The 26,461-nt window shown below is 70.7% G+C and carries 23 protein-coding genes and 1 tRNA gene; 6 read left to right on the top strand and 18 right to left on the bottom strand.

Annotated features, from left to right (window positions below):
- Window positions 1-60: 60 nt before the first annotated feature.
- Entirely contained in the window at window positions 61-366 is a 306-nt protein-coding gene (locus tag STRBO_RS0133985; RefSeq protein ID WP_005486520.1) for a GntR family transcriptional regulator, read from the bottom strand.
- Here STRBO_RS0133985 and STRBO_RS45755 point away from each other — a divergent pair.
- Window positions 365-709, top strand: coding sequence for a hypothetical protein (locus tag STRBO_RS45755; protein WP_020115511.1), 345 nt, complete (start codon window positions 365-367; stop codon window positions 707-709). The two genes, STRBO_RS0133985 and STRBO_RS45755, sit on opposite strands and share 2 nt — an antisense overlap.
- A gap of 60 nt (window positions 710-769) precedes the next feature.
- Window positions 770-1,225: a hypothetical protein gene (locus STRBO_RS0133975; protein ID WP_005486518.1), complete on the top strand. Its 456-nt coding sequence runs from the start codon at window positions 770-772 to the stop codon at window positions 1,223-1,225.
- 65 nt (window positions 1,226-1,290) lie between these two features.
- Here STRBO_RS0133975 and STRBO_RS0133970 read toward each other — a convergent pair.
- The 4 genes from STRBO_RS0133970 to STRBO_RS0133955 form a co-directional block, all read right to left on the bottom strand.
- Window positions 1,291-1,363 (bottom strand) — tRNA-His (locus STRBO_RS0133970).
- Between the two features lie 128 nt (window positions 1,364-1,491).
- Window positions 1,492-2,094 carry an oligoribonuclease gene (gene orn, locus STRBO_RS0133965; protein ID WP_005486517.1) on the bottom strand — a complete coding sequence of 201 codons (603 nt, stop codon included), beginning with the start codon at window positions 2,092-2,094 and terminating at the stop codon, window positions 1,492-1,494.
- A 91-nt stretch (window positions 2,095-2,185) separates the two neighbouring features.
- Window positions 2,186-3,409 carry a helix-turn-helix domain-containing protein gene (locus STRBO_RS0133960; RefSeq protein ID WP_005486515.1) on the bottom strand — a complete coding sequence of 408 codons (1,224 nt, stop codon included), beginning with the start codon at window positions 3,407-3,409 and terminating at the stop codon, window positions 2,186-2,188.
- Between the two features lie 378 nt (window positions 3,410-3,787).
- Entirely contained in the window at window positions 3,788-4,261 is a 474-nt protein-coding gene (locus STRBO_RS0133955; RefSeq protein WP_005486513.1) for a hypothetical protein, read from the bottom strand.
- A gap of 365 nt (window positions 4,262-4,626) precedes the next feature.
- Between STRBO_RS0133955 and STRBO_RS0133950 the strand changes: the two genes are divergently transcribed.
- Window positions 4,627-5,157: a universal stress protein gene (locus STRBO_RS0133950; protein WP_005486511.1), complete on the top strand. Its 531-nt coding sequence runs from the start codon at window positions 4,627-4,629 to the stop codon at window positions 5,155-5,157.
- Between the two features lie 274 nt (window positions 5,158-5,431).
- Here STRBO_RS0133950 and glmS read toward each other — a convergent pair whose 3' ends face one another.
- Both glmS and STRBO_RS0133940 read right to left on the bottom strand, forming a co-directional pair.
- A complete protein-coding gene (glmS, locus tag STRBO_RS0133945) occupies window positions 5,432-7,249 on the bottom strand; it encodes a glutamine--fructose-6-phosphate transaminase (isomerizing) (protein ID WP_005486509.1) in 1,818 nt (605 codons plus the stop codon).
- 55 nt (window positions 7,250-7,304) lie between these two features.
- Window positions 7,305-7,562, bottom strand: a complete 258-nt coding sequence (locus tag STRBO_RS0133940) for a hypothetical protein (RefSeq protein WP_005486507.1) — start codon at window positions 7,560-7,562, stop codon at window positions 7,305-7,307.
- A 186-nt stretch (window positions 7,563-7,748) separates the two neighbouring features.
- On the opposite strand from STRBO_RS0133940, the gene STRBO_RS0133935 reads away from it, so the two are divergent.
- Window positions 7,749-9,332: a purple acid phosphatase family protein gene (locus STRBO_RS0133935; protein ID WP_020115510.1), complete on the top strand. Its 1,584-nt coding sequence runs from the start codon at window positions 7,749-7,751 to the stop codon at window positions 9,330-9,332.
- A gap of 67 nt (window positions 9,333-9,399) precedes the next feature.
- Here the strand turns inward: STRBO_RS0133935 and STRBO_RS0133930 are convergent, their stop codons facing one another.
- Entirely contained in the window at window positions 9,400-10,275 is an 876-nt protein-coding gene (locus STRBO_RS0133930) for a DUF4429 domain-containing protein (protein WP_005486503.1), read from the bottom strand.
- Between the two features lie 105 nt (window positions 10,276-10,380).
- Here STRBO_RS0133930 and STRBO_RS0133925 point away from each other — a divergent pair, with 105 nt between their 5' ends.
- Window positions 10,381-11,994, top strand: a complete 1,614-nt coding sequence (locus STRBO_RS0133925; protein WP_005486502.1) for a beta-N-acetylhexosaminidase — start codon at window positions 10,381-10,383, stop codon at window positions 11,992-11,994.
- A 164-nt stretch (window positions 11,995-12,158) separates the two neighbouring features.
- Here STRBO_RS0133925 and STRBO_RS0133920 read toward each other — a convergent pair whose 3' ends face one another.
- The 10 genes from STRBO_RS0133920 to STRBO_RS0133875 form a co-directional block, all read right to left on the bottom strand.
- Window positions 12,159-13,931, bottom strand: coding sequence for an IucA/IucC family protein (locus tag STRBO_RS0133920; RefSeq protein WP_005486500.1), 1,773 nt, complete (start codon window positions 13,929-13,931; stop codon window positions 12,159-12,161).
- Window positions 13,928-14,491, bottom strand: coding sequence for a GNAT family N-acetyltransferase (locus tag STRBO_RS0133915; RefSeq protein WP_005486499.1), 564 nt, complete (start codon window positions 14,489-14,491; stop codon window positions 13,928-13,930). Before STRBO_RS0133915 ends, STRBO_RS0133920 begins: the two co-directional genes overlap by 4 nt.
- A complete protein-coding gene (locus STRBO_RS0133910; RefSeq protein WP_425336028.1) occupies window positions 14,488-15,810 on the bottom strand; it encodes a lysine N(6)-hydroxylase/L-ornithine N(5)-oxygenase family protein in 1,323 nt (440 codons plus the stop codon). Before STRBO_RS0133910 ends, STRBO_RS0133915 begins: the two co-directional genes overlap by 4 nt.
- Entirely contained in the window at window positions 15,764-17,209 is a 1,446-nt protein-coding gene (gene desA / locus STRBO_RS0133905) for a lysine decarboxylase DesA (protein ID WP_005486495.1), read from the bottom strand. The genes STRBO_RS0133910 and desA overlap by 47 nt, the downstream gene beginning before the upstream one ends.
- 171 nt (window positions 17,210-17,380) lie before the next feature.
- The gene (locus STRBO_RS0133900) at window positions 17,381-18,238 is read right to left on the bottom strand and encodes a siderophore-interacting protein (protein WP_020115509.1); all 858 of its coding nucleotides are present in this window, start codon (window positions 18,236-18,238) and stop codon (window positions 17,381-17,383) included.
- 202 nt (window positions 18,239-18,440) lie between these two features.
- Entirely contained in the window at window positions 18,441-19,493 is a 1,053-nt protein-coding gene (locus STRBO_RS0133895) for an ABC transporter substrate-binding protein (protein WP_005486492.1), read from the bottom strand.
- 368 nt (window positions 19,494-19,861) lie between these two features.
- Window positions 19,862-21,022 (bottom strand): acyl-CoA dehydrogenase family protein, encoded by a 1,161-nt coding sequence (locus STRBO_RS0133890; RefSeq protein WP_005486490.1) that lies wholly within the window; start codon window positions 21,020-21,022, stop codon window positions 19,862-19,864.
- A 5-nt stretch (window positions 21,023-21,027) separates the two neighbouring features.
- Window positions 21,028-21,978, bottom strand: coding sequence for a hydroxymethylglutaryl-CoA lyase (locus STRBO_RS0133885; protein ID WP_005486489.1), 951 nt, complete (start codon window positions 21,976-21,978; stop codon window positions 21,028-21,030).
- Window positions 21,975-24,011: an acetyl/propionyl/methylcrotonyl-CoA carboxylase subunit alpha gene (locus STRBO_RS0133880; protein ID WP_005486487.1), complete on the bottom strand. Its 2,037-nt coding sequence runs from the start codon at window positions 24,009-24,011 to the stop codon at window positions 21,975-21,977. The genes STRBO_RS0133885 and STRBO_RS0133880 overlap by 4 nt, the downstream gene beginning before the upstream one ends.
- A 19-nt stretch (window positions 24,012-24,030) precedes the next feature.
- Entirely contained in the window at window positions 24,031-25,647 is a 1,617-nt protein-coding gene (locus STRBO_RS0133875; protein WP_005486485.1) for a carboxyl transferase domain-containing protein, read from the bottom strand.
- A 96-nt stretch (window positions 25,648-25,743) separates the two neighbouring features.
- Between STRBO_RS0133875 and STRBO_RS0133870 the strand changes: the two genes are divergently transcribed.
- Entirely contained in the window at window positions 25,744-26,340 is a 597-nt protein-coding gene (locus STRBO_RS0133870) for an SACE_7040 family transcriptional regulator (RefSeq protein ID WP_005486483.1), read from the top strand.
- Window positions 26,341-26,461 lie beyond the last annotated feature (121 nt).

Below are 26,461 nucleotides of genomic sequence, written 5' to 3'. Positions count from 1 at the left end.
CCATTGCTCGCCGCGGTGAACCATTCTCGGGCTGCGTTGCATCAGGCGAGGGAAGGAGTGTCAGCCGGTGGATCCGTTGCCCTCGACTGCCTCGCCGACCTCGCGTTCGATCACGAACGACCCCTTGCCGACGACCGTCCGTACGTAACCCATCTCGGCCGGCAGCACCAAGGTCTTGCGGGCCGTTCCGCGGGCGATCCCGAACTCCTGCATCAGCCGGTCGACGCCGGGCACCGCGCGGCCCGGAGCGTAGGTGCCGTTGCCGATCCGGGAGATGAGCGCGGCCGCGAGCCGCAGGTACAGCGGGTCGGCCGCTTCCGGATCCAGCTCGTCGTCCGGGCCGTAGCCCTTGGGGATGTCCACCATGGCTAGCTACGGCCTCCACGGACCGCTCGACGGCGGCGCCACCGTCATGGTCCGGCCGTACGTCGTCGAGGCCGAGCGGGAACAGGCCCGGCAGTCCCGGCGACGGCTCGCCCTGGTGCTCGCGGCGGACTTCGGTAGTGCGGCCATCGACTCCCGCACCACGGTCCACGCCCTGGGCCGTACCGCCCGGCTGTTGCTCGACGCGGGCGACGAGGAGCGCGCCTGGCGGGGCACGGCGGCCCGACTGGGCGTGCTGGAGCGGGCCACGCACCCGGATCCCCGCGAACGGTTCGCGGGCGTACGGGAGTTCGCGGACGCCTGGCTGAGGGCCGCTGGGGCCTGAAGTCCCCCGCCCCGGCCGTGTCAGGATGCCCTCTCGGAACACCGACCCCAGGGGGGGACCATGCGCACCCGTGGCACCGTCTTATGCGCCGCCGCGCTGCTCGCGCTCACCGCTTGCACGTCCGACGAGGATCCGAGCGGAGCGGACGACGGGCCGTCCGTCGACGCCGGACGGCCGAGCGTCACGCCCACCCGGGCCGGGACCGACGACGTCGACGTGGCCGGCCTCGAAGCGGCCGTCGGTGAGTACACCGCGGCGTACTTCGCGAACGAGCCCGACAGCACCTTCGGCATGCTTTCCGCGCGCTGCCAGAAGCGGATCACCCGCGCGGGCATGGCCGCGCTGACCGAACGGGCCGTCGGTGACTACGGGCCGCAGGACGTGAAGCGGTTCGCGATCGACGAGAGGTCGGGCGACTCCGTACGGGTCTCGTACGGCGTCGGCGTCCCCAAGTTCGACCAGAAGCGGGAGCGGTGGACGCGCGAGGCCGGTGACTGGCGCTACGGCGACTGCTGAGGGTCCTTCGCGGAGGGCACACGAACGAGCCCCGACCTGTTCCCAGGCCGGGGCTCGTTCTTCAGGGTGAGTGACGGGACTCGAACCCGCGGCATCCTGGACCACAACCAGGTGCTCTACCAGCTGAGCTACACCCACCATGACCGGCGGTTCATCCGAAGGTTTCACCGACCGGCCGAGAAAAAGTGTACAGGGTCCGAAGGGGTGCCCGCGCACACGTTTCGGTGGGGGGCGTTCGGGGGCCCGGAGGGGCCCGGTGGACGGGGTTACAGCGCGGGCAGGACGTGCTTCGCGGCGATCGTCCGGGCCGTGTCCGAGTCGGGGCCGGGCTGCGGGACGAAGATCGCCTCGCGGTAGTAGCGCAGCTCGGCGATGGACTCGCGGATGTCGGCGAGGGCCCGGTGGTTGCCGTTCTTCTGGGGGCTGTTGAAGTACGCCCGCGGATACCAGCGGCGGGCCAGCTCCTTGATCGAGGAGACGTCCACGATGCGGTAGTGGAGGTGGCTCTCCAGCGTCGGCATGTCCCGCAGGAGGAAGCCGCGGTCCGTGCCCACCGTGTTGCCGCACAGGGGGGCCTTGCGCGGTTCCTTCACGTGCTCGCGCACGTACGCGAGGACCTGCGCCTCGGCGTCGGCCAGTGTCGTGCCGCCGGCCAGGGCGTCGAGCAGGCCGGATGCGGTGTGCATCTCGCGCACCACCTCCGGCATCGTCTCCAGCGCCGGGTCCGGCGGGCGGATGACGATGTCGACACCGTCGCCGAGCACGTTCAGCTCGGAGTCGGTGACGAGGGCGGCCACCTCGATGAGCGCGTCGTCGGACAGCGAGAGGCCGGTCATCTCGCAGTCGATCCACACCATGCGATCGTTCATGTGTCTCACCTTACGGCCCGTGACAGCCGTACGGCCCGGTCCTGCACCGGGGTGATCAGGTGCGGGACCGGGCCGTACGGGCCGATCGGTGCTACGGGGCGCTGCGCTGGCCCGGCAGGCGGCCCGTCGCGTACAGCTCCGGCTTGGCGCCCTCCGTGGACAAGGACGCCGACGGCGCCAGGGCGCTCGCCGCGGCCGTGCGCCGGGCCTGGAGCGGCACCGGAGCGTGCTCCGGCGATACCGAGGGCCCCGGCACGCCGTGCGGACCGTCATGGTGGTCGCTGTGCTTCTCGCCCTGGGGGCGACGGGCGCGGTAGGCCGCCCGGTACGCCGCCGGGGACGAACCCAGCTGCCGCCGGAAGTGCCCGCGCAGCGCCACCGGGGAACGGAAGCCGCAGCGGCCCGCGACCTCGTCCACCGAGTAGTCCGACGTCTCCAGCAGACGCTGCGCCTGCAGTACGCGCTGAGTGATCAGCCACTGCAGGGGAGCGCTCCCGGTGAGCGAGCGGAACCGGCGGTCGAACGTACGACGGCTCATGTACGCCCGCGCCGCGAGCGTCTCCACGTCGAACTGCTCGTGGAGGTGTTCCAGCGCCCAGGCGACGACCTCGGCCAGCGGGTCGGCGCCGATCTCCTCCGGTAAAGACCGGTCGAGATAGCGCTCCTGGCCGCCCGATCGACGGGGCGGGACGACGAGCCGGCGGGCCAGCGCGCCCGCCGCCTCGTTCCCGTGGTCGGTCCGCACGATGTGCAGACAGAGATCGATTCCGGCCGCGGTGCCGGCCGATGTCAGTACGTCACCGTCGTCCACGAAGAGTTCTCGTGGGTCGACGTGGACGGACGGATAGCGCTTGGCCAGCGTCGGCGCGTACATCCAGTGCGTCGTCGCGGGCCTGCCGTCCAGCAGACCGGCGGCGGCCAGCACGAATGCGCCGGTGCACAGCCCGACGATGCGGGCTCCCTCTTCGTGCGCTCGGCGCAGTGCGTCGAGCGCTTCCTCCGGCGGCGGTGAGGTGATCGAACGCCATGCGGGCACGACCACCGTGCCCGCACGCGAGATCGCCTCAAGGCCGTTCGGTGCGGTGAGTTCCAGGCCCCCCGTGGTCCGCAGCGGGCCTTCCTCGCCCGCGCAGACCAGCAGCCGATAGCGCGGTACGCCGGCGTCCTGGCGGTCGATCCCGAACACCGACAGTGGTATGGAACTCTCGAAGATGGGGCCGCCGCTGAACAGCAGCACCGCGACGATCTCCTTGCGGCGTCGCCCGGACAGCTTCCGGGCCGCGGCTTCCGGCGCGGCGGTGGAGTCGTGGCTCATACTGCTAAGCCCCCCTCGGTGGTCGCGGCTCCTCGGTTGTGTCGCTCCTGCACGTTTCCCCTTGGTCCTGCACGAGTCCCCCGCCGTAAGACAGTCATGATCGAATCTACTGTGTCCCGTGGTGCCGGCGTGACCAGATCGCCAACCGGCACATTGTCGACATGGCAACTTGGCGTAAAGCATTCGATCACGAAGCGTTGCACTCGTGGGCCGTGCAGGGAAGTGGGCCTCGTCCCCGTGGCCGGTCCACGTAGGGTGCGCGAGGCCTCCGGACCCCTTTCGGCGCAGGTCGAACGGGGGGTGGGGGGGTGTTCGACCAAGGAACACGCAGGTAACCGAAGTTGGCTGAAAAGATACCGGGGTGTGCGCGGAAACCGGTCAGTCGACCGGCGTACTCGGACCCGAATTCCGTCCGCCCCTGTGCGCCCCGGAGGCGGGGCGTCCGTGCCGGCCGCGCCGAGGGGCGCGATCTTCGGCCACCGAACGGGCGGACGTCGCACGGGCGGGTGTCGTGCGGGGCGCCGGCGGGCGGGCCGTGGTGGCGTGGGCCGCGCGGGCCGCGCCGCGTTCGGACTGGCGCAGGAGGACGCGGCAGACGCCGGTGACCGCGGCCAGGCCCAGGGCCGCGCCCGTCGCGCCGGCGAGGGAGGTGCCGTACCAGACGAGGACGACCGGCACGAGGACGCAGCTGAACGCCGCCCAGCGGACCACGTCCGTGGCGGGGTCGGCGAGATGGGGTGCGGGCTGGGGAGCGCGTTCGGGAGCGCGTTCGGGGGCGCGCGGCGGCTGCGGGGGGATCTCGCCGGTGTCGGTCTCGGGGGCGGACTGGGGCGCGGTGCGGTGCGCGGACACTGCGGGCTCCCTCCTGGCTCCCGTGCGATCGGCTTACCGGGGTTCAACGCGTGTTCGACCTGTCGGTCACTGGTACCGCTTGATCGGGTTGCCGCGGGGCCCGGGTTCACTCACCCGCGCCGGGCACCGCGACCCGGCGGACCGCGTGAACCGGCTGTACGTGGCAGCAACCATTGCGTTACGGGGTGGTGCTCGTGCATGCTCCCTGGAACCCCGCGCAGCCGGTGCGGGATCTGGGCGGAGGAGGCGTGCGGTCGTACCCTTGGGGGTATGGGGTGGGGAAGATGATTCCCGGACACCGCTCCGCCGCACACTGACATCCCATCCACGTCGTCCCACACGAGGATCCGAACGCCGAGACACCCATGGCCGGTCAAGAATTCTTCGAATCCGCGGACCGCGAGCGGCGGCCCGTCGCCGATCACACGGCGGCCGAACCCCTTGCGGCGGAAGAGCCGCGTCCCTCCTGTGATCCCGCCTTCAAGCACGGCGTCGTCGTCGGCTTCGACGGTTCGACGTCCAGTGAGCGCGCCCTCGCGTACGCCATCGGCATGGCCCGCCGTTCCGGCTCGGGCCTGATCATCGTGCATGTCGCCAACCGGCTGCCCACGACCGTGTGGGCCGGCTGCGAGCCGCCCGTGTTCGTGGACGTCCCCGACCACCGGACCGAGGTCCTCGGCCTGGAACTCGCCTGCGCCGACTATCTCGCCGAGGTGCCCTGGATCCTCGTCGAGCGTGGCGGCGACATCTGCCACGAACTCGAAGAGGTCGGGCGGGAGTACGAGGCCGACGCGATCGTCGTCGGGTCCACGCACGGGATCGTCGGGCGGATCTTCGGATCCGTCGCGGGGCGGCTCGCCAAGCGGGCGCAGCGGCCGGTCATCGTCATTCCGTGACGTTGCGTCCGTCGTTCGTCCGTCGTTCCTTCCGTTGATCCGTCCGTCCGTCGTCCTTCCGCCCGCTTCCCGAAGCGCGTAAGTCTACTGGCGCGTAGAGGTGTTTGTGCCCTTGTGAAGGGCATAACCCGCGTGATGCCTGACAAAGTGGCGTGACGGCCACGGGTAGTTGGCAGCGGCGTCGGGATGTTGGGCGACCCCGGCGCGTCGTGAACGGACCCCCACGTGATGGGGCATCACGTGGGGGTCCGTTGTCGTGTGTCGCGCGGGGGACCTACTCCACGGTCACCGACTTCGCCAGGTTGCGCGGCTTGTCGATGTCACGGCCCAGGGCCAACGCCGTGTGGTACGCGAGGAGTTGCAGGGGGATGCCCATGAGGATCGGGTCCAGCTCGTCCTCGTTCTTCGGCACGACGATCGTCTGGTCGGCCTTCTCCTGCTCCTGGTGGGCGACGGCGAGGATCTTGCCGCTGCGGGCCTTGATCTCCTCCAGGGCGGCGCGGTTCTTCTCCAGCAGGTCGTCGTTCGGGACGATCGCGACCGTGGGCAGGGCGGGCTCGATGAGGGCCAGGGGGCCGTGCTTCAGCTCGGAGGCGGGGTAGGCCTCGGCGTGGATGTACGAGACCTCCTTGAGCTTCAGGGAGGCCTCACGGGCCACCGGGTAGCCCCGGACGCGGCCGATGAAGAGCATCGAGCGGGCCTCGGCGTAACTCTCGGCCAGCTTCTTGATCTCCTCCTCCTGCTCCAGCATCTCGGCGATCTGGGCGGGGAGCTTGCGCAGGCCCGCGATGATCCGCTTGCCGTCGCGGACGGAGAGGTCGCGGGTGCGGCCCAGGTGCAGCGCCAACAGGGCGAACGCGACGGTGGTGTTGGTGAAGCACTTGGTGGAGACCACGCAGACCTCGGGGCCCGCGTGCACGTAGATGCCGCCGTCCGCCTCGCGGGCGATCGCCGAACCGACGACGTTCACCACGCCGAGGACCCGCGCGCCCTTGCGCTTCAGCTCCTGGACGGCCGCCAGCACGTCGTACGTCTCGCCGGACTGGGAGACGGCGATGTAGAGGGTGTCCGGGTCGACGACCGCGTTGCGGTAGCGGAACTCCGACGCCGGCTCGGCGTCCGCGGGGATGCGCGCCAGCTCCTCGATCATCTGGGCGCCGATCATGCCCGCGTGGTACGAGGTGCCGCAGCCGAGGATCTTCACCCGGCGGATCTGGCGCGCCTCGCGGGCGTCCAGGTTGAGGCCGCCGAGGTGCACGGTGGAGAAACGGTCGTCGATCCGGCCGCGCAGCACCCGGTCCACGGCGTCGGCCTGCTCGTGGATCTCCTTGTGCATGTACGTGTCGTGGCCGCCCATGTCGTACGAGGCGGCCTCCCACTCCACGGTGGTGGGCTCGGCCGTGGTGCGGGTGCCCTCCGTGGTGTAGGTGCGGAAGTCGTCGGCCTTGAGCGTGGCCATCTCGCCGTCGTCGAGGGTGACGATCTGGCGGGTGTGGGCGACCAGAGCGGCTATGTCCGAGGCGACGAACATCTCCTTCTCGCCGATGCCGAGGACGACCGGGGAGCCGTTGCGGGCGACGACGATGCGGTCGTTGAAGTCGGCGTGCATGACGGCGATGCCGTACGTGCCCTCGACGATGCGCAGCGCCTGGCGGACCTTCTCCTCCAGGGTGGTGGCCTGGGAGCGGGCGATGAGGTGGGTCAGGACCTCGGTGTCCGTCTCGGAGAGGAACTCCACGCCGTCCGCTTCGAGCTTCCTGCGCAGGTCGGAGGCGTTGTCGATGATGCCGTTGTGGACGACGGCGACCGTGTTGTCGCCCGACATGTGCGGGTGGGCGTTGACGTCGGACGGGGCGCCGTGGGTGGCCCAGCGGGTGTGCGCGATGCCGGTGGTGCCCTTGAAACGCGCGGGGACCTTGGCCTCCAGGTCGCGGACCCGGCCCTTGGCCTTGACCATCCGCAGGCCGGCCGTCTTGGGCGAGGTGACCACTATGCCCGCCGAGTCGTAGCCCCGGTACTCCAGGCGCTGCAGGCCTTCGAGGAGCAGCGGCGCCACATCGCGCCTGCCGATGTAACCGACGATCCCGCACATATAGACGTATCCCCTAGCTGTAGGTGGTCGGCCCCGGCCGACCGGTCGCGGCCGGTCAGCCGTAGACGATGCGGCGCAGCTGCCGGAGCGTGAGCTCCGGCGGTGCGACCGCCCGGTACTTCAGGTCCGCCTCGATCCGTTCGAAGATCGTCGCGTTGACCAGGCCCTGGGCCTGGAGTTCGCGGTGGCGGCGACGGACGTAGGCCTCGGTCGTCTCGTCGAAGTAGGCGAGCACGTCCTGGATCACTCGCAGCGCCTCGCCCCGGTTGAGGGGCGAGGATCGCGTCAAATGGTCAACGAGGTCGTCGTGCACTCGGTAGATCCTGGGGGAACGGCGGGCGTTTCGCAAGAATCCTGCCCGATATCGGGCAGGGTGCAGTTACCGCATCTTGGGGGAACGTTGAATGTGTCATGAGTGGCTGTTCGTGCGCCGTCCATCCGGCGTCCCGCATCCCGTTGCCTGAGGCGACGACTTTCGGACACCATGGACACACCTCGTATGGGCGTACCCGAGCAGCTGGCCGAGCGCATGAGCATGGCCGAGCAGCACGAGTACCTGCGCTCCAAGTTCTCCCGGCGCTCGATGATCAGAGGCGGCGCGGTCACCCTCGGCGCCGTCGCGGGCGGCGCGTTCGTGCCCGCCACGGCCCAGGCCGCCACCCCCGCCGCACTCCGAACCTCGGTGCCCACCCGGGCCGCCGCGAGCGCCGAGCACGTCGACGGCTCCTTCGTCGCCCCCTTCGGCCGCCACCTCGCCTACGGCAACGACCCGCGCACCGAGATCACCGTCTCCTGGCAGGTCCCGCTCCCGGTGAAGAAGCCCTTCGTCCGGGTCGGCACCCACGCCTCGCACCTCTCGGTCAAGATCGACGCCGAGGTCCGCACCCTCCACACGCCGGCCGGCGTCGGCGCGAGCGGTGACCACACCCAGTACTACGTGCACGCCGAGCTGACCCACCTCAAGCCCGGCAGGACCTACTTCTACGGTGTCGGCCACGACGGCTTCGACCCGGCCTCGCCGCGGTTCGCGGGCACCATCGGCACCTTCACCACCGCCCCCGCCGGCAAGGAGCCCTTCACCTTCACGGCCTTCGGCGACGAGGGCGTCGGCTACCACGGCCTCGCCAACAACAGCCTCCTCCTCGGCCAGAACCCGGCCTTCCACCTGCACGCCGGCGACATCGCCTACGCCGACCCGGCCGGCCAGGGCAAGACCGCCGACACGGGCTTCGACTCCCGCGTGTGGGACCAGTTCCTCGCCCAGACCGAGTCCGTCGCCAAGTCCGTCCCGTGGATGCCCGCCTACGGCAACCACGACATGGAGGCCTGGTACTCGCCAAGCGGGTACGGCGGCGAAGAGGCCCGCTGGAACCTCCCCGACAACGGCCCCGACCCCAAGAACCTGCCGGGCGTCTACTCCTTCGTCTACGGCAACACGGCCGTCGTCTCGCTCGACGCCAACGACATCTCCTTCGAGATCCCGGCCAACCTCGGCATCTCCGGCGGCACCCAGACCACGTGGCTGGAGGCGCAGCTCAAGAAGTTCCGCGCCGGCAAGGACATCGACTTCGTCGTGGTCTTCTTCCACCACTGCGCCTACTGCACCTCCACCGCGCACGCCTCCGAGGGCGGTGTGCGCCAGGAGTGGGTGCCGCTGTTCGAGAAGTACTCCGTGGACCTCGTCATCAACGGCCACAACCACCAGTACGAGCGCACCGACGTCATCAAGTCGGGCGCGGTCACCAAGAAGCTCCCGATCGGCGGCACGGCATACCCGGAGACCGAGGGCGTGGTCTACGTGACGGCGGGCGCGGCCGGCCGCAGCCTCTACTCCTTCACCGCCCCGCTGTCGTACGAGGGCCACGAGAACGAGGTCGAGTCCGTCCCCTCCTCCATCAACACCAAGGCGGGCAAGCAGAACGAGACCGTCACCTGGTCGCGGGTGCGGTACCTCGACTACTCCTTCCTGCGGGTGGACGTGAAGCCCGCGCCGAAGGGGCACTGGGCCACGCTGACCGTGCGGGGGATCGCGGAGACGGGGGCACGGGTCGACCACTTCACGGTGGCGCGCAGGGCCAAGTAGTGCCGGGGTGCGCCCGGAAGGCGGGCGCACGCACGGCCGGGCACCGGGCAGACGGCCCTTCCGCGCGTCAGATGCGCTTGAGGACCGCCTGTTTGGCCCTCGTGAACTCCTCGTCCGTGAGCACCCCGGACCGATGGAGGTCGCCCAGTTCGCGCAGCCGGCGCAGCAGGGCGTCGTGGTCCACCTCGGGGGCGGGCCGGTCCTGGGGCGACGGGGACGGGGCGAGCTGTTTCGGCGCCGGGGCCGCAGGGTGCGGGAGCCGTGCCTGGACGGCCGCCGCGACCAGGGCCATCAGCGGGTCCTTCTTGAAGCCCCACAGCTCCACGGAGTGGGGGTCGTACTTGGGCGGGGCCTTGGTCGGCGAGTTCCGCACGGTGAAGCGCAGGCTGCCGTTCTCCAGGCCGACCGAGGGGTGCCACGCGACGCCGGCTATGTCGGCCAGCGGCAGCGTCCGAGGCCCGGACGCGGCCTTCGCGTCCTCGGTCTTCCAGTTCCACTCCAGGCGTACGTGGTCGCCGTCGAAGCTCGCCGTGCCGTCCCCGGCGGAGACGGAGAGCGGGACGGCCGGCCCGGCGAGCAGATAGGTGTCCACCGCGTCGCCCGGCACCTCGTCCAGGAGCAGCGCGTTACGGACCTCGTCCACGACGTACTCGGCGACGCCGTACCGGTCGGGGTCGACGCTCAGCTGGTACGGGTCGTCGGAGTCGGTGAGCCGGCCGCCGGTGGCCTGCAGGAGGGGGTCGGAGCCGTCGCGCAGGCGCAGCCTCAGCCGCCCCGACTTCCTTCCCTGCTCGAAGGAGATGCCCGCCAACGCGCCCAGCGGAACGGTGAGTTCACCCAGGGTCTTGCGGAGCAGGCTCACGCTCTTGTCGCGGCCCGGGGTCAGTCGCAGGGTGTCGCCGTCGAAGGTCCACGTGCCGTCCCGCTGGATGATTTCCGCCATGCGCAGGATTGTTCCACCGGCTGCGGGGCGATGTGGTCTAGACCTGGAGGGGGTGCAGGGGCGAGGGTGGGGAGCGCACAGTTCGATGGGTGGAGGGAGCACGCCGTGAATCCGCGCCACAGATCGACCCGCCTGCTCGGCTCGCTGCTGCTGGTGGCGACCGGGATGTTCGCCGTGGGAGCCGCACCCGTGTCCGAGAACACGCAAGCCGCCGCCGTCACGATCCCGCTCGGGCAGGTGATCCCGGCCCCCGCCTCGGTCCGGCCCGACGGATCGCCGTACCGGCTGACGAGCGCCGCGCGCATCGTCGTGGACGGCGGGCCCGAGGCCCGCCGGGTCGGGGAGTACCTCGCGGGCATCCTGCGGCCCTCGACGGGATACCGGCTGCCGGTGACGGACCGCCAGGAGGCCGGAATCCGCCTGCGGTTGGCCGCCGAGGAGACGAGTCTCGGCCAGGAGGGCTACCGCCTGGAGAGCCACCCCTCCGGGGTGACCCTCACCGCCCGCGCGCCCGCCGGTCTCTTCCACGCCGTGCAGACCCTGCGTCAGCTGCTGCCCGCCGCCGTCGAGAAGGACTCCGTGCAACCGGGCCCCTGGCTGGTCGCGGGCGGCACCGTCAGGGACCTCCCGCGCTACGGCTGGCGCGGCGCGATGCTGGACGTCTCCCGCCACTTCTTCGGCGTGGACCAGGTCAAGCGCTACATCGACCAGCTGGCGCTCTACAAGTTCAACAAGCTGCACCTGCACCTCTCCGACGACCAGGGCTGGCGCATCGCCGTCGACTCCTGGCCGCGTCTGGCCTCGTACGGCGGCTCCACGCAGGTCGGCGGCGGTCCGGGCGGGTACTACACGAAGGCCGACTACCGGGAGATCGTCCGGTACGCGGCCTCGCGCCATCTGGAGGTCGTCCCCGAGATCGACCTGCCCGGCCACACGAACGCGGCCCTCGCGTCCTACGCCGAGCTGAACTGCGACGGGATCGCGCCGCCGCTCTACACCGGCACCGAGGTCGGCTTCAGCTCCCTGTGCGTCGACAAGGACGTGACGTACGACTTCGTGGAGGACGTCGTACGGGAGCTGGCCGCGCTCACTCCGGGGCGGTACCTGCACATCGGCGGTGACGAGGCGCACTCCACCAGCCACGAGGACTACGCGACGTTCATGGACCGGGTGCAGCCGGTGGTCGAGAAGTACGGGAAGACGGTCATCGGGTGGCACCAGCTGACCGGGGCCACTCCGGTACGGGGCGCTCTCGCGCAGTACTGGGGGCTGGACGGTACGGAGGCGGAGGAGAAGGAGCAGGTGGCTGCCGCCGCGCGGAACGGGACGGGGATCGTTCTGTCGCCGGCCGACCGGATCTACCTCGACATGAAGTACGACAAGGACACGCCGATAGGGCTCGACTGGGCCGGGTACGTGGATGTGCGGCGGGCGTACGACTGGGATCCGGGGGCGTACCTGGCGGGGGTGCCGGGGGCCGCGGTGCGGGGGGTCGAGGCGCCGCTGTGGACGGAGACGATCGACTCCTCGGAGGACGTGGAGTACATGGTGTTTCCGCGGTTGCCGGGGGTCGCGGAGTTGGGGTGGTCGCCGGTGTCCACACATGGGTGGGGCGGGTACCGGGTGCGGCTTGCCGCGCAGGCTGCTCGGTGGGAGGCGCTGGGGGTGGGGTACTTCCGGGCGCCGGGGGTGCCGTGGCCCCCGGCGGTGGCGCGGTAGGGGGCGGTCGGTTCGGTGCGTCGGCGGGTGCGGGCCCGGTGGGGGCTCGTCGCGCGGGAAGCCCCACCGGAGCGGCACCCGACAGCGGACCGGGGAAGACGCGACGGGCACCTCGCAGGACCGTACTGCGAGGTGCCCGTCTGTTCGGGGGGCCGGGCCGGGGGCTAGAGGTCCGCGAGGGGGTTCTTCAGGGTGCCGATCAGTTGGAGTGCGCCCGCGGGGTCGGCCAGGTCGACCATCTGCCTGTTGTCGCGCAGTTGCAGGCGGTTGAGGCAGGACAGCGCGAACTCGGGGGCGAACATGTCGTACTGGGCGAACTTGTCGGCGAGTGCGGGCATCGCGTGCTGGTAGTCACGGACGCACTCGGCGACCGTGCGCCAGAACTCCTCCTCGCCCAGCACCCCTTCCTCCGCGAGGTTCGCCGCGAGGAAGCGGAAGAAGCAGTCGAAGACGTCCGTGAAGATCGAGAGGAGCTTCATGTCCTCGGGGACGTCCACGCGCAGGCGTTCGACCGCCGGCGGGAGCACCGCGTCCGGGTCCATGACCGCGATCTCCTCGGCGATGTCCTTGTAGATCGCCCGCTCGACCACGCCGTCCTTCAGGACCAGGATCACGTTCTCGCCGTGCGGCATGAAGACGAGGTCGTAGGCGTAGAAGCTGTGCAGGAGCGGGGTGAAGTAGGCCCGCAGGTAGCGGCGCAGCCACTCCGTCGGCGGCAGGCCCGAGCGGGCGATCAGGGCCGCCGCGAAACCGTTGCCCTCGTGGTCGACGTGGACCAGGGAGGCCATCGTCGCCAGGGACTCGCCCTCCCGGAGCGAGCCGACCGGGCTCTCGCGCCACAGCGCGGCCAGCATCTTGCGGTACGGGGAGTACTTGTCGGTGGCGGCCTCGTACTCCAGGTGCCGGTAGCCGACGGCGGCCCGCTCGCGGATGATCGACAGGCCCGTCGACTTCAGGACCGGGTCGTTGTCGATGAGCGCGGCGAGCCAGTCGTTGATGGCCGGGGTCGCCTCCATGTACGCCGCCGAGAGGCCGCGCATGAAGCCCATGTTGAGGACGGAGAGGGCGGTCTTGACGTAGTGCTTCTCGGGGGCGGACGTGTTGAAGAAGGTCCGGATCGACTGCTGGGCGAGGTATTCGTCGTCGCCCTCGCCCAGACACACCAGGTTCCGCTGCGCGACCTCGGCGGCGAAGGTGACGGTGAGCTTGTTCCACCACTGCCAGGGGTGGACCGGGATGAAGAGGTAGTCGGCGGGGTCCAGCCCGAGGCCGGTGAGGACGGCGTGGAAGCGGGCGACCGTCTCCGCGCCCAGCTCGTCCCGCAGGAACGTCTCGTACTCGATGCCCACGCCCGCCGTGAACGCCGCCCGTGAGCGGTGCGCGGCCAGCCAGACCAGGCGGACCGGGCTCGCCGTCTCGGGGGCGTACGACAGGTACTCGTGGACACCGAAGCCGAGGCGGCCGTTGTTGGCGACGAAGCAGGGGTGGCCCTCGGTCATCCCGGTCTCGACTGCCTGGAAGCCGGCGTCGACCAGCTCGGCGACCGGTGTCTGCGGTTTGGTCAGCTTGTAGCAGGTGCCGGCCAGGGTGGAGGAGATCTCCTCCAGGTAGACCGGGAGGATCTCGTCGCTCAGGCCGAGGGACCGCTTCAGCTCGACGAAGAAGTCCAGCGCGGCCAGAGGGAGGTCGACGCCGTCCCGGTGACGGGTGATCGAGTCGGCGTCGATCTGCCAGTGGTCGAGGGCGCGCCGGACGGCGGTGAACCCGTAGCGGGTCGTACCGTCGTCGCCGCGGACCTCGAAGCGGCCGTCGGCGGTGGCCTCCGGCGTGATGAGCCGCTCGTGGGCGAACTCCGCGAGGGCCTTGCGGATCAGCAGGCGGTTGGCCCGTGCCCAGCGGTGGGGGGACAGATGCGCCACGGCATCGGACAGGGTCATACGGCGACTCCTCGGGCAGCCAGGCTCTGGCTGCGAAAGAACTGCTCTCGCGTGCAGAAGCTCAGCAGTGCGCGCTTCTCCGGCTTGTCGATCTCGCGGTCGGGGACGAAACCGACGACTTCGTTGAGGGCGTGCACGGCCTTGTTGGACACGTCCGGCTCGACGACGACCCGGCGGGTGACCGGGTCCGCGAAGAGGTGCGCCATCACGGCGGTGATCACGGCCCTGGTGAAGCCGTGCACCGGCGTGTCCGTCGGCGGCACCAGGAAGTGCATGCCGACGTCACCCGGCTCGGGCTCGTACAGGCCGACCAGTTCGCGGTGGGCGGGGTCGTACCGCTCCATGAGGAACACGGGCTCGCCGTCCAGCAGCCCCAGCAGGGCCTGCTGGTGCGGGTCGGCCGCGACCTCCAGGTAGGTGCGCTCGACGTCCTCCAACCGGGCGTCCTGCATCATCCAGTACGCCGCCTTGGGGTGCGTCACCCAGCGGTGCAGCAGCTCGGCGTCGTGCGGCGGGTCGAGCGGGCGGAAGGTGAAGGACGTGCCGTGCGGGCCGCTCATACGGCGAACTCCTGGAAGGCGATGGACTTCTCCACCGGGTAGTACTCGCGGCCGAGCAGCTCGCGGATGATGTACGAGTTCCGGTACGGGCCCATGCCCAGGTCGGGTGAGGTGATGCTGTGGGCGTGGACGGCCGCGTTCTGCAGGAAGACGCCCCGGCCGGTGGTGTCGATGGCGTAGTTGCGGGCGACGTCGAAGTTGCCCCGGGAGTCGTAGCGCAGGCGGTCGCGGACGGGCTTGAGGAACTCCGGCTCGGCGTACCGGTAGCCGGTGGCGAGGATCAGGCCCTGCGAGTCGATCTCGTAGTCCTTCTCCTGCTCCTCCTGGCGCAGGCCGAGGGTGTACGTGCCGTTCTCGTGACGCACGCTGTTCAGCGAGGAGTTGGTGAGCAGCCGGGTGGGGAGCGGGCCGCCGAGGCTCTTCCGGTAGAGCAGGTCGAAGATCTCGTTGATGAGGTCTCCGTCGATGCCCTTGAAGAGGCCCTTCTGCTCCTGGGTCAGGCGGTAGCGGGTCGGCTCCGGCAGCTCGCGGAAGTAGTCGATGTACTCCGGGGAGGTCATCTCCAGCGTGAGTTTGGTGTACTCCAGCGGGAAGAAGCGCGGGGAGCGTGTCACCCAGTTCAGCCGGTAGCCGTGGACGTCGATCTCGCTGAGCAGGTCGAGGTAGATCTCGGCGGCCGACTGCCCCGAGCCGACGAGGGTGATGGACTCCTTGCTCTGCAGCTCCCGCTTGTGCCGCATGTAGCGGGAGTTGTGGATCCAGTCGCCGTCCAGGCCCTGGACCGCCTCCGGGACGTACGGGGGAGTGCCCGTGCCGAGGACGAGGTGCCGGGCGCGCAGGACATCGCCGTCGGCCGTCCGTACGGCATAGACCTCGTCCTCGTCCTCGTACGTCACCTCCGTCACCGTGGTGCCGAAGCGGACGTTGCTCAGCCGGTTCGCGGCCCAGCGGCAGTAGTCGTCGTACTCGACCCGCAGCGGGTAGAAGTTCTCGCGGATGTAGAACGAGTACAGCCGGCCCGAGTCCTTGAGGTAGTTCAGGAAGGAGTACGGGGAGGTCGGGTCGGCGAGGGTGACCAGGTCCGACATGAACGGGGTCTGGAGGTGGGCGCCGTCGAGGAACATCCCCGAGTGCCACTCGAAGGTCGGCTTCGACTCCAGGAAGACACCGTCGAGTTCGGCGATGGGCTCGGTGAGGCAGGCGAGGCCGAGGTTGAAGGGTCCCAGTCCGATGCCGATGAAGTCGTGGACGCGCACGGCGGATTCGGCGGGTTCAGGAAGCGACGCGGTCAAGGGATTCTCCCAGGTACTGCTCGGCATGGCCGGCGATCAGATCGAGTACGGCGGCGATGTCGCCGACCGTGGTCTCGGGGTTGAGCAGGGTGAACTTCAGGTAGTGGCGGCCGCCCACCTTGGTGCCCGCGACCACGGCGTCGCCGGAGGCGAACAGGGCCTTGCGGGCGTACAGGTTGGCGCGGTCGATCTCGGCCGGGTCGGTGACGGCCTCGGGGATGTAGCGGTAGACCAGCGTGGACAGCTGCGGCTCGACGACCACGTCGTAGCGCGGGTCGGCGGCGAGCAGCCGCCAGCCCTCCCAGGCCAGGTCGCAGACCTCGTCGAAGAGCTGTCCGATGCCGTCGGCGCCCATCGTGCGCAGCGTCATCCACAGCTTGAGCGCGTCGAAGCGGCGGGTGGTCTGCAAGGACTTGTCGACCTGGTTGGGGATGCGCTCGGTGACCATGCGGCGGGGGTTGAGGTACTCCGCGTGATAGGTCGCGTGGCGCAGCGTGGCCGCGTCGCGGACCAGCACGGCGGACGAACTCACCGGCTGGAAGAAGGACTTGTGGTAGTCCACGGTGACGGAGTCGGCGCGCTCGATGCCGTTCAGCAGGTCGCGGCGCCTGCGGGAGACGAGCAGGCCGCAGCCGTAGGCGGCGTCGACGTGCATCCAGGTGTCGTACTGGGCGCACAGCTCGGCTATCTCGGGCAGCGGGTCGATGGAGCCGAAGTCGGTGGTGCCGGAGGTGGCGACGACGGCCATGGGGACGAGGCCGTCGTTCCGGCAGCGCTCCAGCTCACGGGCGAGGGCGACCGTCTGCATGCGCTGGTTGCCGTCCACGGGCACGGACACGACGGCGTCCGGGCCGAGGCCGAGCAGTTTCGCGGACTTCTTCACGCTGAAGTGGCTGACCTCGGAGGCGAAGATCCGCAGTTCGGCGGCGCTGTCGGTCTTGGCCTCCTCCCGGGCGAGGAGCAGGGCCTGGAGGTTGGACTGTGAGCCGCCGGAGGTGAACACGCCGTCGGCGGCGGGCCCGAACCCGATGCGCTCGTTGGTCCAGTCGATCAGGCGGCGCTCGATCAGGGTGCCGCCGGCCGACTGGTCCCAGGTGTCCAGGGAGGAGTTGACGGCCGAGAGGACGGCCTCGCCGAGCACGGCCGGGATGACGACCGGGCAGTTGAGGTGGGCCAGGTAGCGCGGGTGGTGGAAGTAGACCGCGTCGCGCAGATAGACGTCCTCCAGCTCGTCGAGGACGGCGGCCGTGTCGTGCAGCGGCTTGTCGAGGTCGATCCTCTCGATGGCGGGGGAGAGGGCGTCGACGGTGACACCGGTGAACGGTCGGTCGGTGGTGGCGATTCTGGCCGCCACCCGCTCCACGCCTTCGGTCACGGTGCGGCGGTACCGCTCCGCGGTCGTGTCATTGAGCAGGTGCGAGCGCATGGGGAGGTCCTCCGAGCGGGGCGGTCCGGATGGGACGGAGAGGTGAGTGGGGGGTGTCATCACATCGTCCAACTTAGGTAAGCCTAACCTAACTAACGTGCGCGAAGCCCTGGCTCTGCCGTGACTGTGATCACTTCACCGACTCCGGCTTCGGCGTCCGCGCGAGCCTGACTACTCGCCGCGTTCCCGCAGCTGCTCCTCCGTCAGACCCTCACGCCAGTACCCGACGAAGGTGACGCGCCGCTTGTCGATCCCGCGCTCCCGCACGAGATGACGGCGCAACTCCTTCACCCGGCCGGACTCGCCGGCGATCCAGGCGTACGCCGACTCGCCGGCGGGGAGCCGCGCGGCACGGACGGTGTCGAGGGCGGCCGGCGCCCCTTCGCTCCGCACGAGCCAGGTGATCTCGGCGTCGGCCTCGGTGGCCAGGTCCTGGATGTCCCCCGCGTGGTGGACCTCCAGCCAGACCCGGGCCGGCGTACCGGCCGGCAGCGACTCCAGGATCGCCGAGGCGGCGGGCAGCGCGGTGTCGTCGCCCCAGATCAGCACCAGGTCGGTGTCGGCCGGCGGGCGGAAACGGATCGCGCGGTTGTCCGCGATCGCCGGCCCGAGCAGCACGACCCGGTGGCCGGGGGCGGCCTCGGACGCCCACCGCGAGGCGGGCCCGGCGGGCGCGGCGGCCCCCGGCTCGACCCCGTGCAGCACGAAGTCGATGTCGATCTCGACGGTGTCGCCGTGGGCGTCCGAGCGCAGCCCCCGCAGCGTGTACGAGCGCATCACCGCCCGCACGTCGTCCGGCAGTTCCCGCCACGCCTGCCACCAGCCGTCGCCCAGCTCGTAGGGCACGGCCGGGACTTCCTGCCCGGGGTGCGGCAGGAAGAGGGACAGTGACTGGTCCCGGCCGTCGGAGTGGAAGTACCGCAGATCGTCCCCCGCGAAAGAGACACGGACGAGAGACGGTCCCAGCCGCTCCGTCCGCGAGACCTGTAGAGCGAAGAATCGGAAAGGGGCGGCTACGGCCGTCGTCATGGGGCGCCTCATGGGTCGGGGGCTCGGGTGGTTCGGCGGGTGCGGGTGCGTGGGCTGGTCGGGCAGTTCCCCGCGCCCCTGGAAAAAGCAGGGGCTGCGGCCGGTGCTTTTTCAGCGGCCCGCAGGGGCCGGTTGCTTTCAGGGGCGCGGGGAACTGCGCGAGAAGTCCCACCGGACCCGCGGTCGACCTGCGGCCGAAGCCCTAACTGACCTTCTTCGCCTTCTCGATGGCCTCGGCCAGCTCCCCCAGGAGCGGCGCGCACTTGTCGTAGGACAGGATCGGCTCGGGGTTGCGCCCGATGACCTGGCCGGCCTTCACCGCGGGAAGCTTCTTCCAGGTCGCCTCCTCGATGGCGTCCGGCTGGATGGCCGAGGTGCGGTTGTCCATGATGATGAGGTCCGCGTCGTACTTGTCGACGTTCTCCCAGCTGAGGTTCTCGAACCAGCCGCCGCTGGCCTTCAATGCGGCGGCGCTCGGCTCGACGAAGTTCACGCCGAGGGCCTTGAAGTACTCCAGGTCGATGGAGAGGTTGGAGCCGGAGACGTAGAAGATGTCCTGGCTGGCGGAGCCCGCGAGCACCTTGATGCCGGGGTTGGCCTTGGTGGCCGCGCGCAGCCGGGCCGCCGCGTCCTCGAACCGCTTCTTGGCGGCGGTGATCTTCTGCGACCCCGTGTCCGCGCCGAGCGACCTGGCCAGCTCCAGCATGCGCTGCAGGGGCTCGGTCATCTGGCGGTCGTAGACGGAGATGCCGACGCTCGGGGCGAGCCCCGCGATCTTGTCCTTGGAGGTCTCGGGCACGTACCAGAGGGTGCCGGCGTCGTCGAAGATCGTGGTGATGAGGACGTCGGGCGCCAGGGCGGCGTACTTCTCGACGTTGAACTCGTCCCAGACGTTGCCGAGGACGGTGACCTTGCTGGTGTCCAGGTCGCCGGCCTGGACGTCGGCCTTGCCGTCGGCCGTTGTGGTGGGCCCGAAGACGCCCTTGACGCCGATGCCGTAGTCGTGGAGCGCGGCGGCGACACCCACGAAGGCGACGATGTTCGCCGGGACCTTGTCGGTCTTGGCGGTCACGCCGCGGTCGTCCTTGAACGACCAGGGGCCGGACGCGGCGGCAGTCGTCTCCTTGCCGGAGCCAGAGCTGCCGCTCGTCGACTTCTCGTCCCCGCAGGCGGCGAGCGCGGCGCCGAGGCCGAGGGCGCCACCGGCGGCGAGGATGCCACGGCGGGTGAGGTGAGCGGCTCTGGCGTTGGACATGTCTATGGCTACTTTCGAACGGGGCGGAGGGCCGCCCGAGGGCGAGTTCGAAGGTAGGTTAGCCTAACCTCACTGCTTGTCCAGTGGGGGGTTCCAGGAAGTGGAGTTCCCGCGTCCGACTCCGCCTCAATCTTTGAATTACCTGTGAATCAAAGGTCGGTCGGGCTCACGGAGTGTCATTGATGTTTCAAGTGGTGGCTCGTGTCGCTGATGTGCAGGGCTTCCGTCCGTGGTCCGGCAGTCCCTCATAGGGGACAAAAGGGAACCCGGCTCGCTGGCGGCGAGCCGGGTGGGAGGGTGCCGGAGCCGTGCCGTCCCGGCGCGCTCCGGCCGTCGTTCGAACACAAGCTGTCGGTCGGGGCTGTCCGTCAGCCGACGAGGCCCAACTCCCTGGCGATCAGCATGCGTTGCACCTCGCTGGTGCCCTCGCCGATCTCCAGGATCTTGGAGTCGCGCCACATACGGGCGACGGGGTACTCGTTCATGAAGCCGTACCCGCCGTGGATCTGGGTGGCGTCGCGGGCGTTGTCGACGGCGACGGTGGACGAGTACAGCTTCGCCAGCGCCGCCTCCTTCTTGAAGGGTTCACCGGCGACCAGGCGGTAGGCCGCGTCCCGCCAGGACAGGCGGGCCGTGTGGGCCTTCATCTCCATGTCGGCGATCTTGAACTGGATGGCCTGGTTGGCGCCGATCGGGCGGCCGAAGGCGTGCCGTTCCTTCGCGTACTTCACCGACTCGTCCACACAGCCCTGAGCCAGCCCCGTGGCGAGCGCCGAGATGGCGATGCGGCCCTCGTCGAGGATGCGCAGGAACTGGGCGTAGCCGCGCCCCAGTTCGCCGAGGAGGTTCTCCGCCGGGACCCGGACGTCCGTGAAGGACAGCTCACGGGTGTCGGAGGCGTTCCAGCCGACCTTCGAGTAGGGGGCGGCCACCGTGAAGCCCGGGGTGCCGGACGGGACGATGATCGAGGAGATGAGGGGCTTGCCCTCCGGGGTGCGGCCGGTCACCGCCGTCACCGTGACCAGGGCCGTGATGTCCGTGCCCGAGTTGGTGATGAAGCACTTGCTGCCGTTGATGACCCACTCGTTCGTCGACTCGTCCAGGCGGGCCGTCGTACGGGTCGCGCCCGCGTCCGAGCCGCCGTCGGGCTCGGTGAGACCGAACGCGCCCAGCACCTCGCCGGAGCACAGACGCGGCAGCCACTCGGCCTTCTGGGCCGGTGTGCCGAAGAGGTGGATCGGCATCGCGCCCAGGGAGACCCCGGCTTCGAGGGTGATGGCCACGGACGAGTCCACCCGGGCCAGTTCCTCCAGCGCGATGCCCAGCGCCAGGTAGTCGCCGCCCATGCCGCCGTACTCCTCGGGGAACGGCAGCCCGAACAGCCCCATGCGGCCCATCTCGCGCACGATCTCGTACGGGAACTCGTGGCGCTCGTAGAAGTCGCCGATCTTTGGCGCGACGACCTCGTGCGCGAACTCCTCGACCGTGCGGCGGAGTTCTTCCAGCTCGGGGGAGAGGCGGTGGTTCATGGACGTCACTGCTCCTTGCTGTCCTCGGTGCCCTCGTCGTCCTCGTGGGACAGGGCTCGTACGGTGCGGGACGGGCTGGGTCGGCCCAGGTGTCCGGCCATCCACGCGCTCGTGGCGACGAGGCGGCCGAGGTCGACGCCCGTGTCGATGCCGAGGCCGCGCAGCATCCAGACGAGGTCTTCGGTGGCGAGGTTGCCGGTGGCGGACTTCGCGTACGGGCAGCCGCCCAGGCCGCCCGCGGAGGCGTCCACGGTGGTGACGCCGTGCCGCAGCGCCGCGTAGGTGTTGGCGAGCGCCTGGCCGTAGGTGTCGTGGAAGTGCACGCCCAGCTTCTCCACGGGGACGTCGAGTTCGCTCAGCAGCGCCCCCACGTGCCCCGGGGTCGCCACCCCGATCGTGTCGCCGAGGCTGAGTTCGTCGCAGCCCATGTCGAGCAGGGCGTGACAGACCCTCGTGACCTGCGGGATCGGGACGGCGCCCTCCCAGGGGTCGCCGAAGCACATCGACAGGTAGCCGCGGACGTGGACGCCCCCGGCCTTCGCCCGGCCGACGACCGGTTCGAACATCGCCAGCGCCTCGTCGACCGTGCGGTTGAGGTTGGCCTTGGCGAAGGACTCGGTGGCGCTGGCGAAGACGGCGACCCGGCGGGCGCCGAGGGCGAGGGCGCGGTCGAGGCCCCGCTCGTTCGGGACGAGGACCGGGAGGTCCACGGCCAGGTCGGCGACCTGCGGGAACAGCTGCTCCGCGTCGGCCAGTTGGGGCACCCAGCGGGGATGGACGAAGCTGGTGGCCTCGATGGTCGTCAGCCCCGCGTCGGCGAGGCGGCGGACGAACTCCGCCTTGACCTCGGTGGGCACGGTCGACTTCTCGTTCTGCAGGCCGTCACGGGCGCCGACCTCGTGGATGCGGACCCGGGCCGGCAGACCGGGTTCGGGGACCGTCATGGGCAGGGTCACCGCGCCACCTCCTCGTGCTGCTCCTGCTCCTCGTGCGGTGCGATCACGGCCAGCACCTGGTCCATGGCGACGGTCGCGCCCGGCGTCACGTCCAGCTCGGCGACCGTCCCGGCGTGCGGCGCGGAGACGACGTGCTCCATCTTCATCGCCTCCACCACCAGCAGGCTCTGACCCGCGGTCACCTCGTCGCCCACCGCCACCTTCACGACGGTGACGGTGCCGGGCATGGGGGCGGTGAGCGAGTCGGCGCCCGCGTGGGCGGACCGGTTCAGCGACATGGCCACCGGGTCGTGAGCGGACACCTGCCAGGCGTCTCCGTTGCGGCCCAGCCACTCGCCCGCGTGGTGGAAGGTGTGGGTGAGGCCGTCGAGAAGGAAGGTGAACCGGCCCGTGTCCCCGCCGGACCGGGGCACGCCCCCAGGCCCCCGCAGCGGCGCCTCGGCCCCGTCCGGCAGTACCTCCGTCCCGCCGTCCGCCGTGCCGCGCACCCGTACCGTCACCGGGTCGTGGCCCGGCAGCCGCAGGTGGTGGGCCGTCCAGGCCGGTTCGCCGCCCAGCCGCCAGCCGACCGCCGTGTCGAACGGATCGGTCCAGCCGGTGCCGTCGCCGCGGGCCGGGGTCAGCGCCGCCTGGCGCAGCAGGGCCGCCGCCGCGTGCACCTCCACCGGCACCTCCCGCGGGACCAGTTGCTCGACCTCGCGCTCCACCAGCCCGGTGTCCAGCTCGCCCGCCACCACCGCCGGATGGGCCAGCAGCCGCCGCAGGAAGCCGGCGTTCGTCTGCACGCCCAGGGTGACCGTCTCCGCGAGCGCCGCGCGGAGCCTGCGCAGGGCGGTGGGCCGGTCGGGGCCGTGGGCGATGACCTTGGAGAGCATCGGGTCGTAGAGCGAGCCGACCTCCGTGCCCTCGGTGAGACCGGAGTCGGTGCGCACACCGGCGCCCTGGGGCTCGCGCAGCCGCAGGATCGTGCCGCCGGAGGGGAGGAAGCCCCGGGACGGGTCCTCGGCGCAGACACGGGCCTCGACCGCGTGCCCGGTGAGCGTGACGTCCTCCTGTCCGAAGGCCAGCCGCTCGCCCGCCGCGACCCGCAGCTGCCACTCCACCAGGTCGACGCCCGTGACCAGTTCGGTCACCGGGTGCTCGACCTGGAGGCGGGTGTTCATCTCCATGAAGTAGTACGAGGAGGGGTCGCCGCCGGGGACGATGAACTCGACCGTGCCCGCGCCGGAGTAGCCGCAGGAGCGGGCCGCCTGGACGGCCGCCTCGCCCATCGCGGCACGGGTGGCCTCGTCGAGCAGGACGCTGGGCGCCTCCTCGATGATCTTCTGGTGGCGGCGCTGGAGGGAGCACTCGCGCTCCCCGAGGTGGACGACACCGCCGTGGCCGTCGGCGAGGACCTGGATCTCGATGTGCCGGGGACGGTCGATCCACCGCTCCACCAGGAGGGTGTCGTCGCCGAAGGAGACGCGGGCCTCGCGGCGGGCGGCGGCGATCTCCTCGGCCAGCGACCCGGCCTCCCGCACCAGCCGCATGCCCTTGCCGCCGCCGCCCGCGCTGGGCTTGAGCAGGACCGGCATGCCGATCTCACGGGCGGCCTCGGCGAGTTGGGCGTCGGTCAGGCCGCTGCCGCTCGAACCGGGCACGACCGGGACCCCGGCGGCCCGGACCGTCTCCTTGGCGCGGATCTTGTCGCCCATCAGGGAGATGGCGTCGGCGGGCGGGCCGATGAAGACCAGGCTGGCCTCCGCGCACGCCCGCGCGAAGGCGGCGTTCTCCGCGAGGAAGCCGTACCCGGGGTGGACGGCCTGGGCGCCGGTGCGGGCGGCGGCCTCCAGCAGCCGCTCCACCGACAGATAGCTCTCCGACGAAGGCGCCGGACCGATCCGTACCGCCGTGTCGGCCTCCCGCACGTGGCGGGCGTCGGCGTCCGCGTCGGAGAAGACCGCGACCGAGCGGACGCCGAGGGCGCGCAGGGTGCGGATGACGCGGACGGCGATCTCGCCCCGGTTGGCCACGAGGACCGTGTCGAACATGCTCACCTTGAGAGCCCCCTCACATCCGGAAGACGCCGAACTGGGGGTCGCCCAGCGGCGCGTTGGCACAGGCGGTCAGGGCGAGGCCCAGGACCTGACGGGTCTCCAGCGGGTCGATCACGCCGTCGTCCCAGAGGCGGGCGGTGGCGTAGTAGGCGCTGCCCTGGCGCTCGTACTGGCCGCGGATCGGGTCCTTGAAGGATTCCTCGTCCTCGGCGGACCAGGAGTCCCCGCGTGCCTCCATCTGGTCCCGCTTCACGGTCGCGAGGACGGACGCGGCCTGTTCACCGCCCATCACCGAGATCTTGGCGCCCGGCCACATCCACAGGAAGCGCGGTGAGTACGCCCGGCCGCACATCGAGTAGTTGCCCGCGCCGTAGGAGCCACCGATCACGACCGTCAGCTTGGGGACGCGGGTGCAGGCCACGGCCGTCACCATCTTGGCGCCGTGCTTGGCGATGCCACCCGCCTCGTAGTCCCGGCCGACCATGAAGCCCGAGATGTTCTGCAGGAAGACGAGCGGGATGCCGCGCTGGTCGCACAGCTCGATGAAGTGGGCGCCCTTCTGGGCGGACTCGGAGAAGAGGATGCCGTTGTTGGCGACGATCCCGACCGGGTGCCCGTGGATCCGGGCGAAGCCGGTGACGAGGGTCTGCCCGAACTCCGCCTTGAACTCGGCGAACCGCGAACCGTCGACCACGCGCGCGATGACCTCGCGCACGTCGTACGGAGTGCGGGAGTCCACCGGCACCGCGCCGTACAGCGTGTACGGGTCGACCTTGGGTTCGACGGCCGGCTCGACCGACCAGGGCAGCGGGCCCCGGGCGGGGAGGGTGGAGACGATGGTCCGCACGATGCGCAGGGCGTGGGCGTCGCTCTCGGCGAGGTGGTCGGTGACGCCGGAGATCCGGGAGTGGACCTCGCCGCCGCCCAGCTCCTCGGCGGTGACGACCTCGCCGGTGGCGGCCTTCACCAGCGGGGGACCGCCGAGGAAGATCGTCCCCTGGCCCCGGACGATGACGGCCTCGTCGCTCATGGCGGGGACGTACGCGCCGCCCGCCGTGCACGAGCCGAGGACGGCGGCGATCTGCGGGATGCCCGCGCCCGACATCCGCGCCTGGTTGTAGAAGATGCGGCCGAAGTGCTCGCGGTCGGGGAAGACCTCGTCCTGCATGGGCAGGAAGGCGCCGCCGGAGTCCACCAGGTAGAGGCAGGGCAGACGGTTCTCCAGGGCCACCTCCTGGGCCCGCAGGTGCTTCTTCACCGTCATCGGGTAGTACGTGCCGCCCTTGACGGTGGCGTCGTTGGCGACGACCACGCACTCGCGGCCGGAGACCCGGCCGATGCCCGCGATGACACCCGCGGCCGGCGCCTGGCCGTCGTACAGCCCGTCGGCGGCCAGCGGGGCCAGCTCCAGGAACGGCGAGCCGGGGTCGAGGAGGGTGTCCACCCGGTCGCGCGGCAGCAGCTTGCCGCGCGCGGTGTGCCGGGCGCGCGCCTTCTCGCCGCCGCCGAGCCGTGCCGCGGCCAGCTTGGCCCGCAGCTCCTCGCCCAGCGCGCGGTGCGCGGCCTCGTTGGCCCGATACGCCTCGGCCGCGGGATCTGCCGCGGTCGTCAGCTCCGGTGCCTGGTCCATCGTGCGGTCCCCTCACCCAGTGGATTCCTGTTAATGAGCGTTAACGCGTTTCCCTCAGGTTAACGACCGCTAACCTCCCTGTCTAGAATTGGCTCCATGGCCACGAGAACCGACGCGCCCACCCGTCGCGAGCAGATCCTCAAGGAAGCCGCCCGCCTCTTCGCCGAGCGTGGTTTCCACGGTGTCGGCGTCGACGAGATAGGGGCGGCCGTCGGCATCAGCGGGCCGGGCCTGTACCGGCACTTCGCGGGCAAGGACGCGATGCTCGCGGAGCTGCTGGTGGGGATCAGCGGGCAGTTGTTGACCGGGGCGAAGCGGAGGGTGGCCGAGGCCGACGGGGTGCCCGGGGCGGAGGTCCTGGACTCGCTCATCGAGGGGCACATCGACTTCGCCCTCGACGACCGTCCCCTCATCACCCTGCACGACCGCGAGCTGGACCGCCTCCGCGACAGCGACCGCAAGCTCGTACGGCAGTTGCAGCGGCAGTACGTCGAGCTGTGGGTCGGAGTGCTGCGGGAGGTGTACCCCGGGCTGGCGGAGCCGGCCGCGCGCTCCGCCGTCCACTCGGTGTTCGGGCTGCTGAACTCCACCCCGCACCTGGGCCGCGCGGGGTCGCTGCCGGGCCGCGCGGCCATGGCGGAACTGCTGCACCGGATGGCCCGGGGGGCGTTCGGGGCGGCGGCGTCCGGCTGAGCGGGGGGCCGGCGGTCCCCGCGGTCCGGCAAAAGCGTGACGAGCGTTACGGGGGCGACCATCTGGACGCGTGTCCCTACCCGCCGGTACCTTTTGATCTGAGCAAGCGCTTAGCCGTCGA

Origin of the sequence: Streptomyces bottropensis ATCC 25435 (assembly GCF_000383595.1) — a bacterium.
Taxonomy (GTDB): domain Bacteria; phylum Actinomycetota; class Actinomycetes; order Streptomycetales; family Streptomycetaceae; genus Streptomyces; species Streptomyces bottropensis.
Note: the sequence above shows the minus strand (reverse complement) of the source record. Positions and strands in the feature narration are given on the sequence as shown.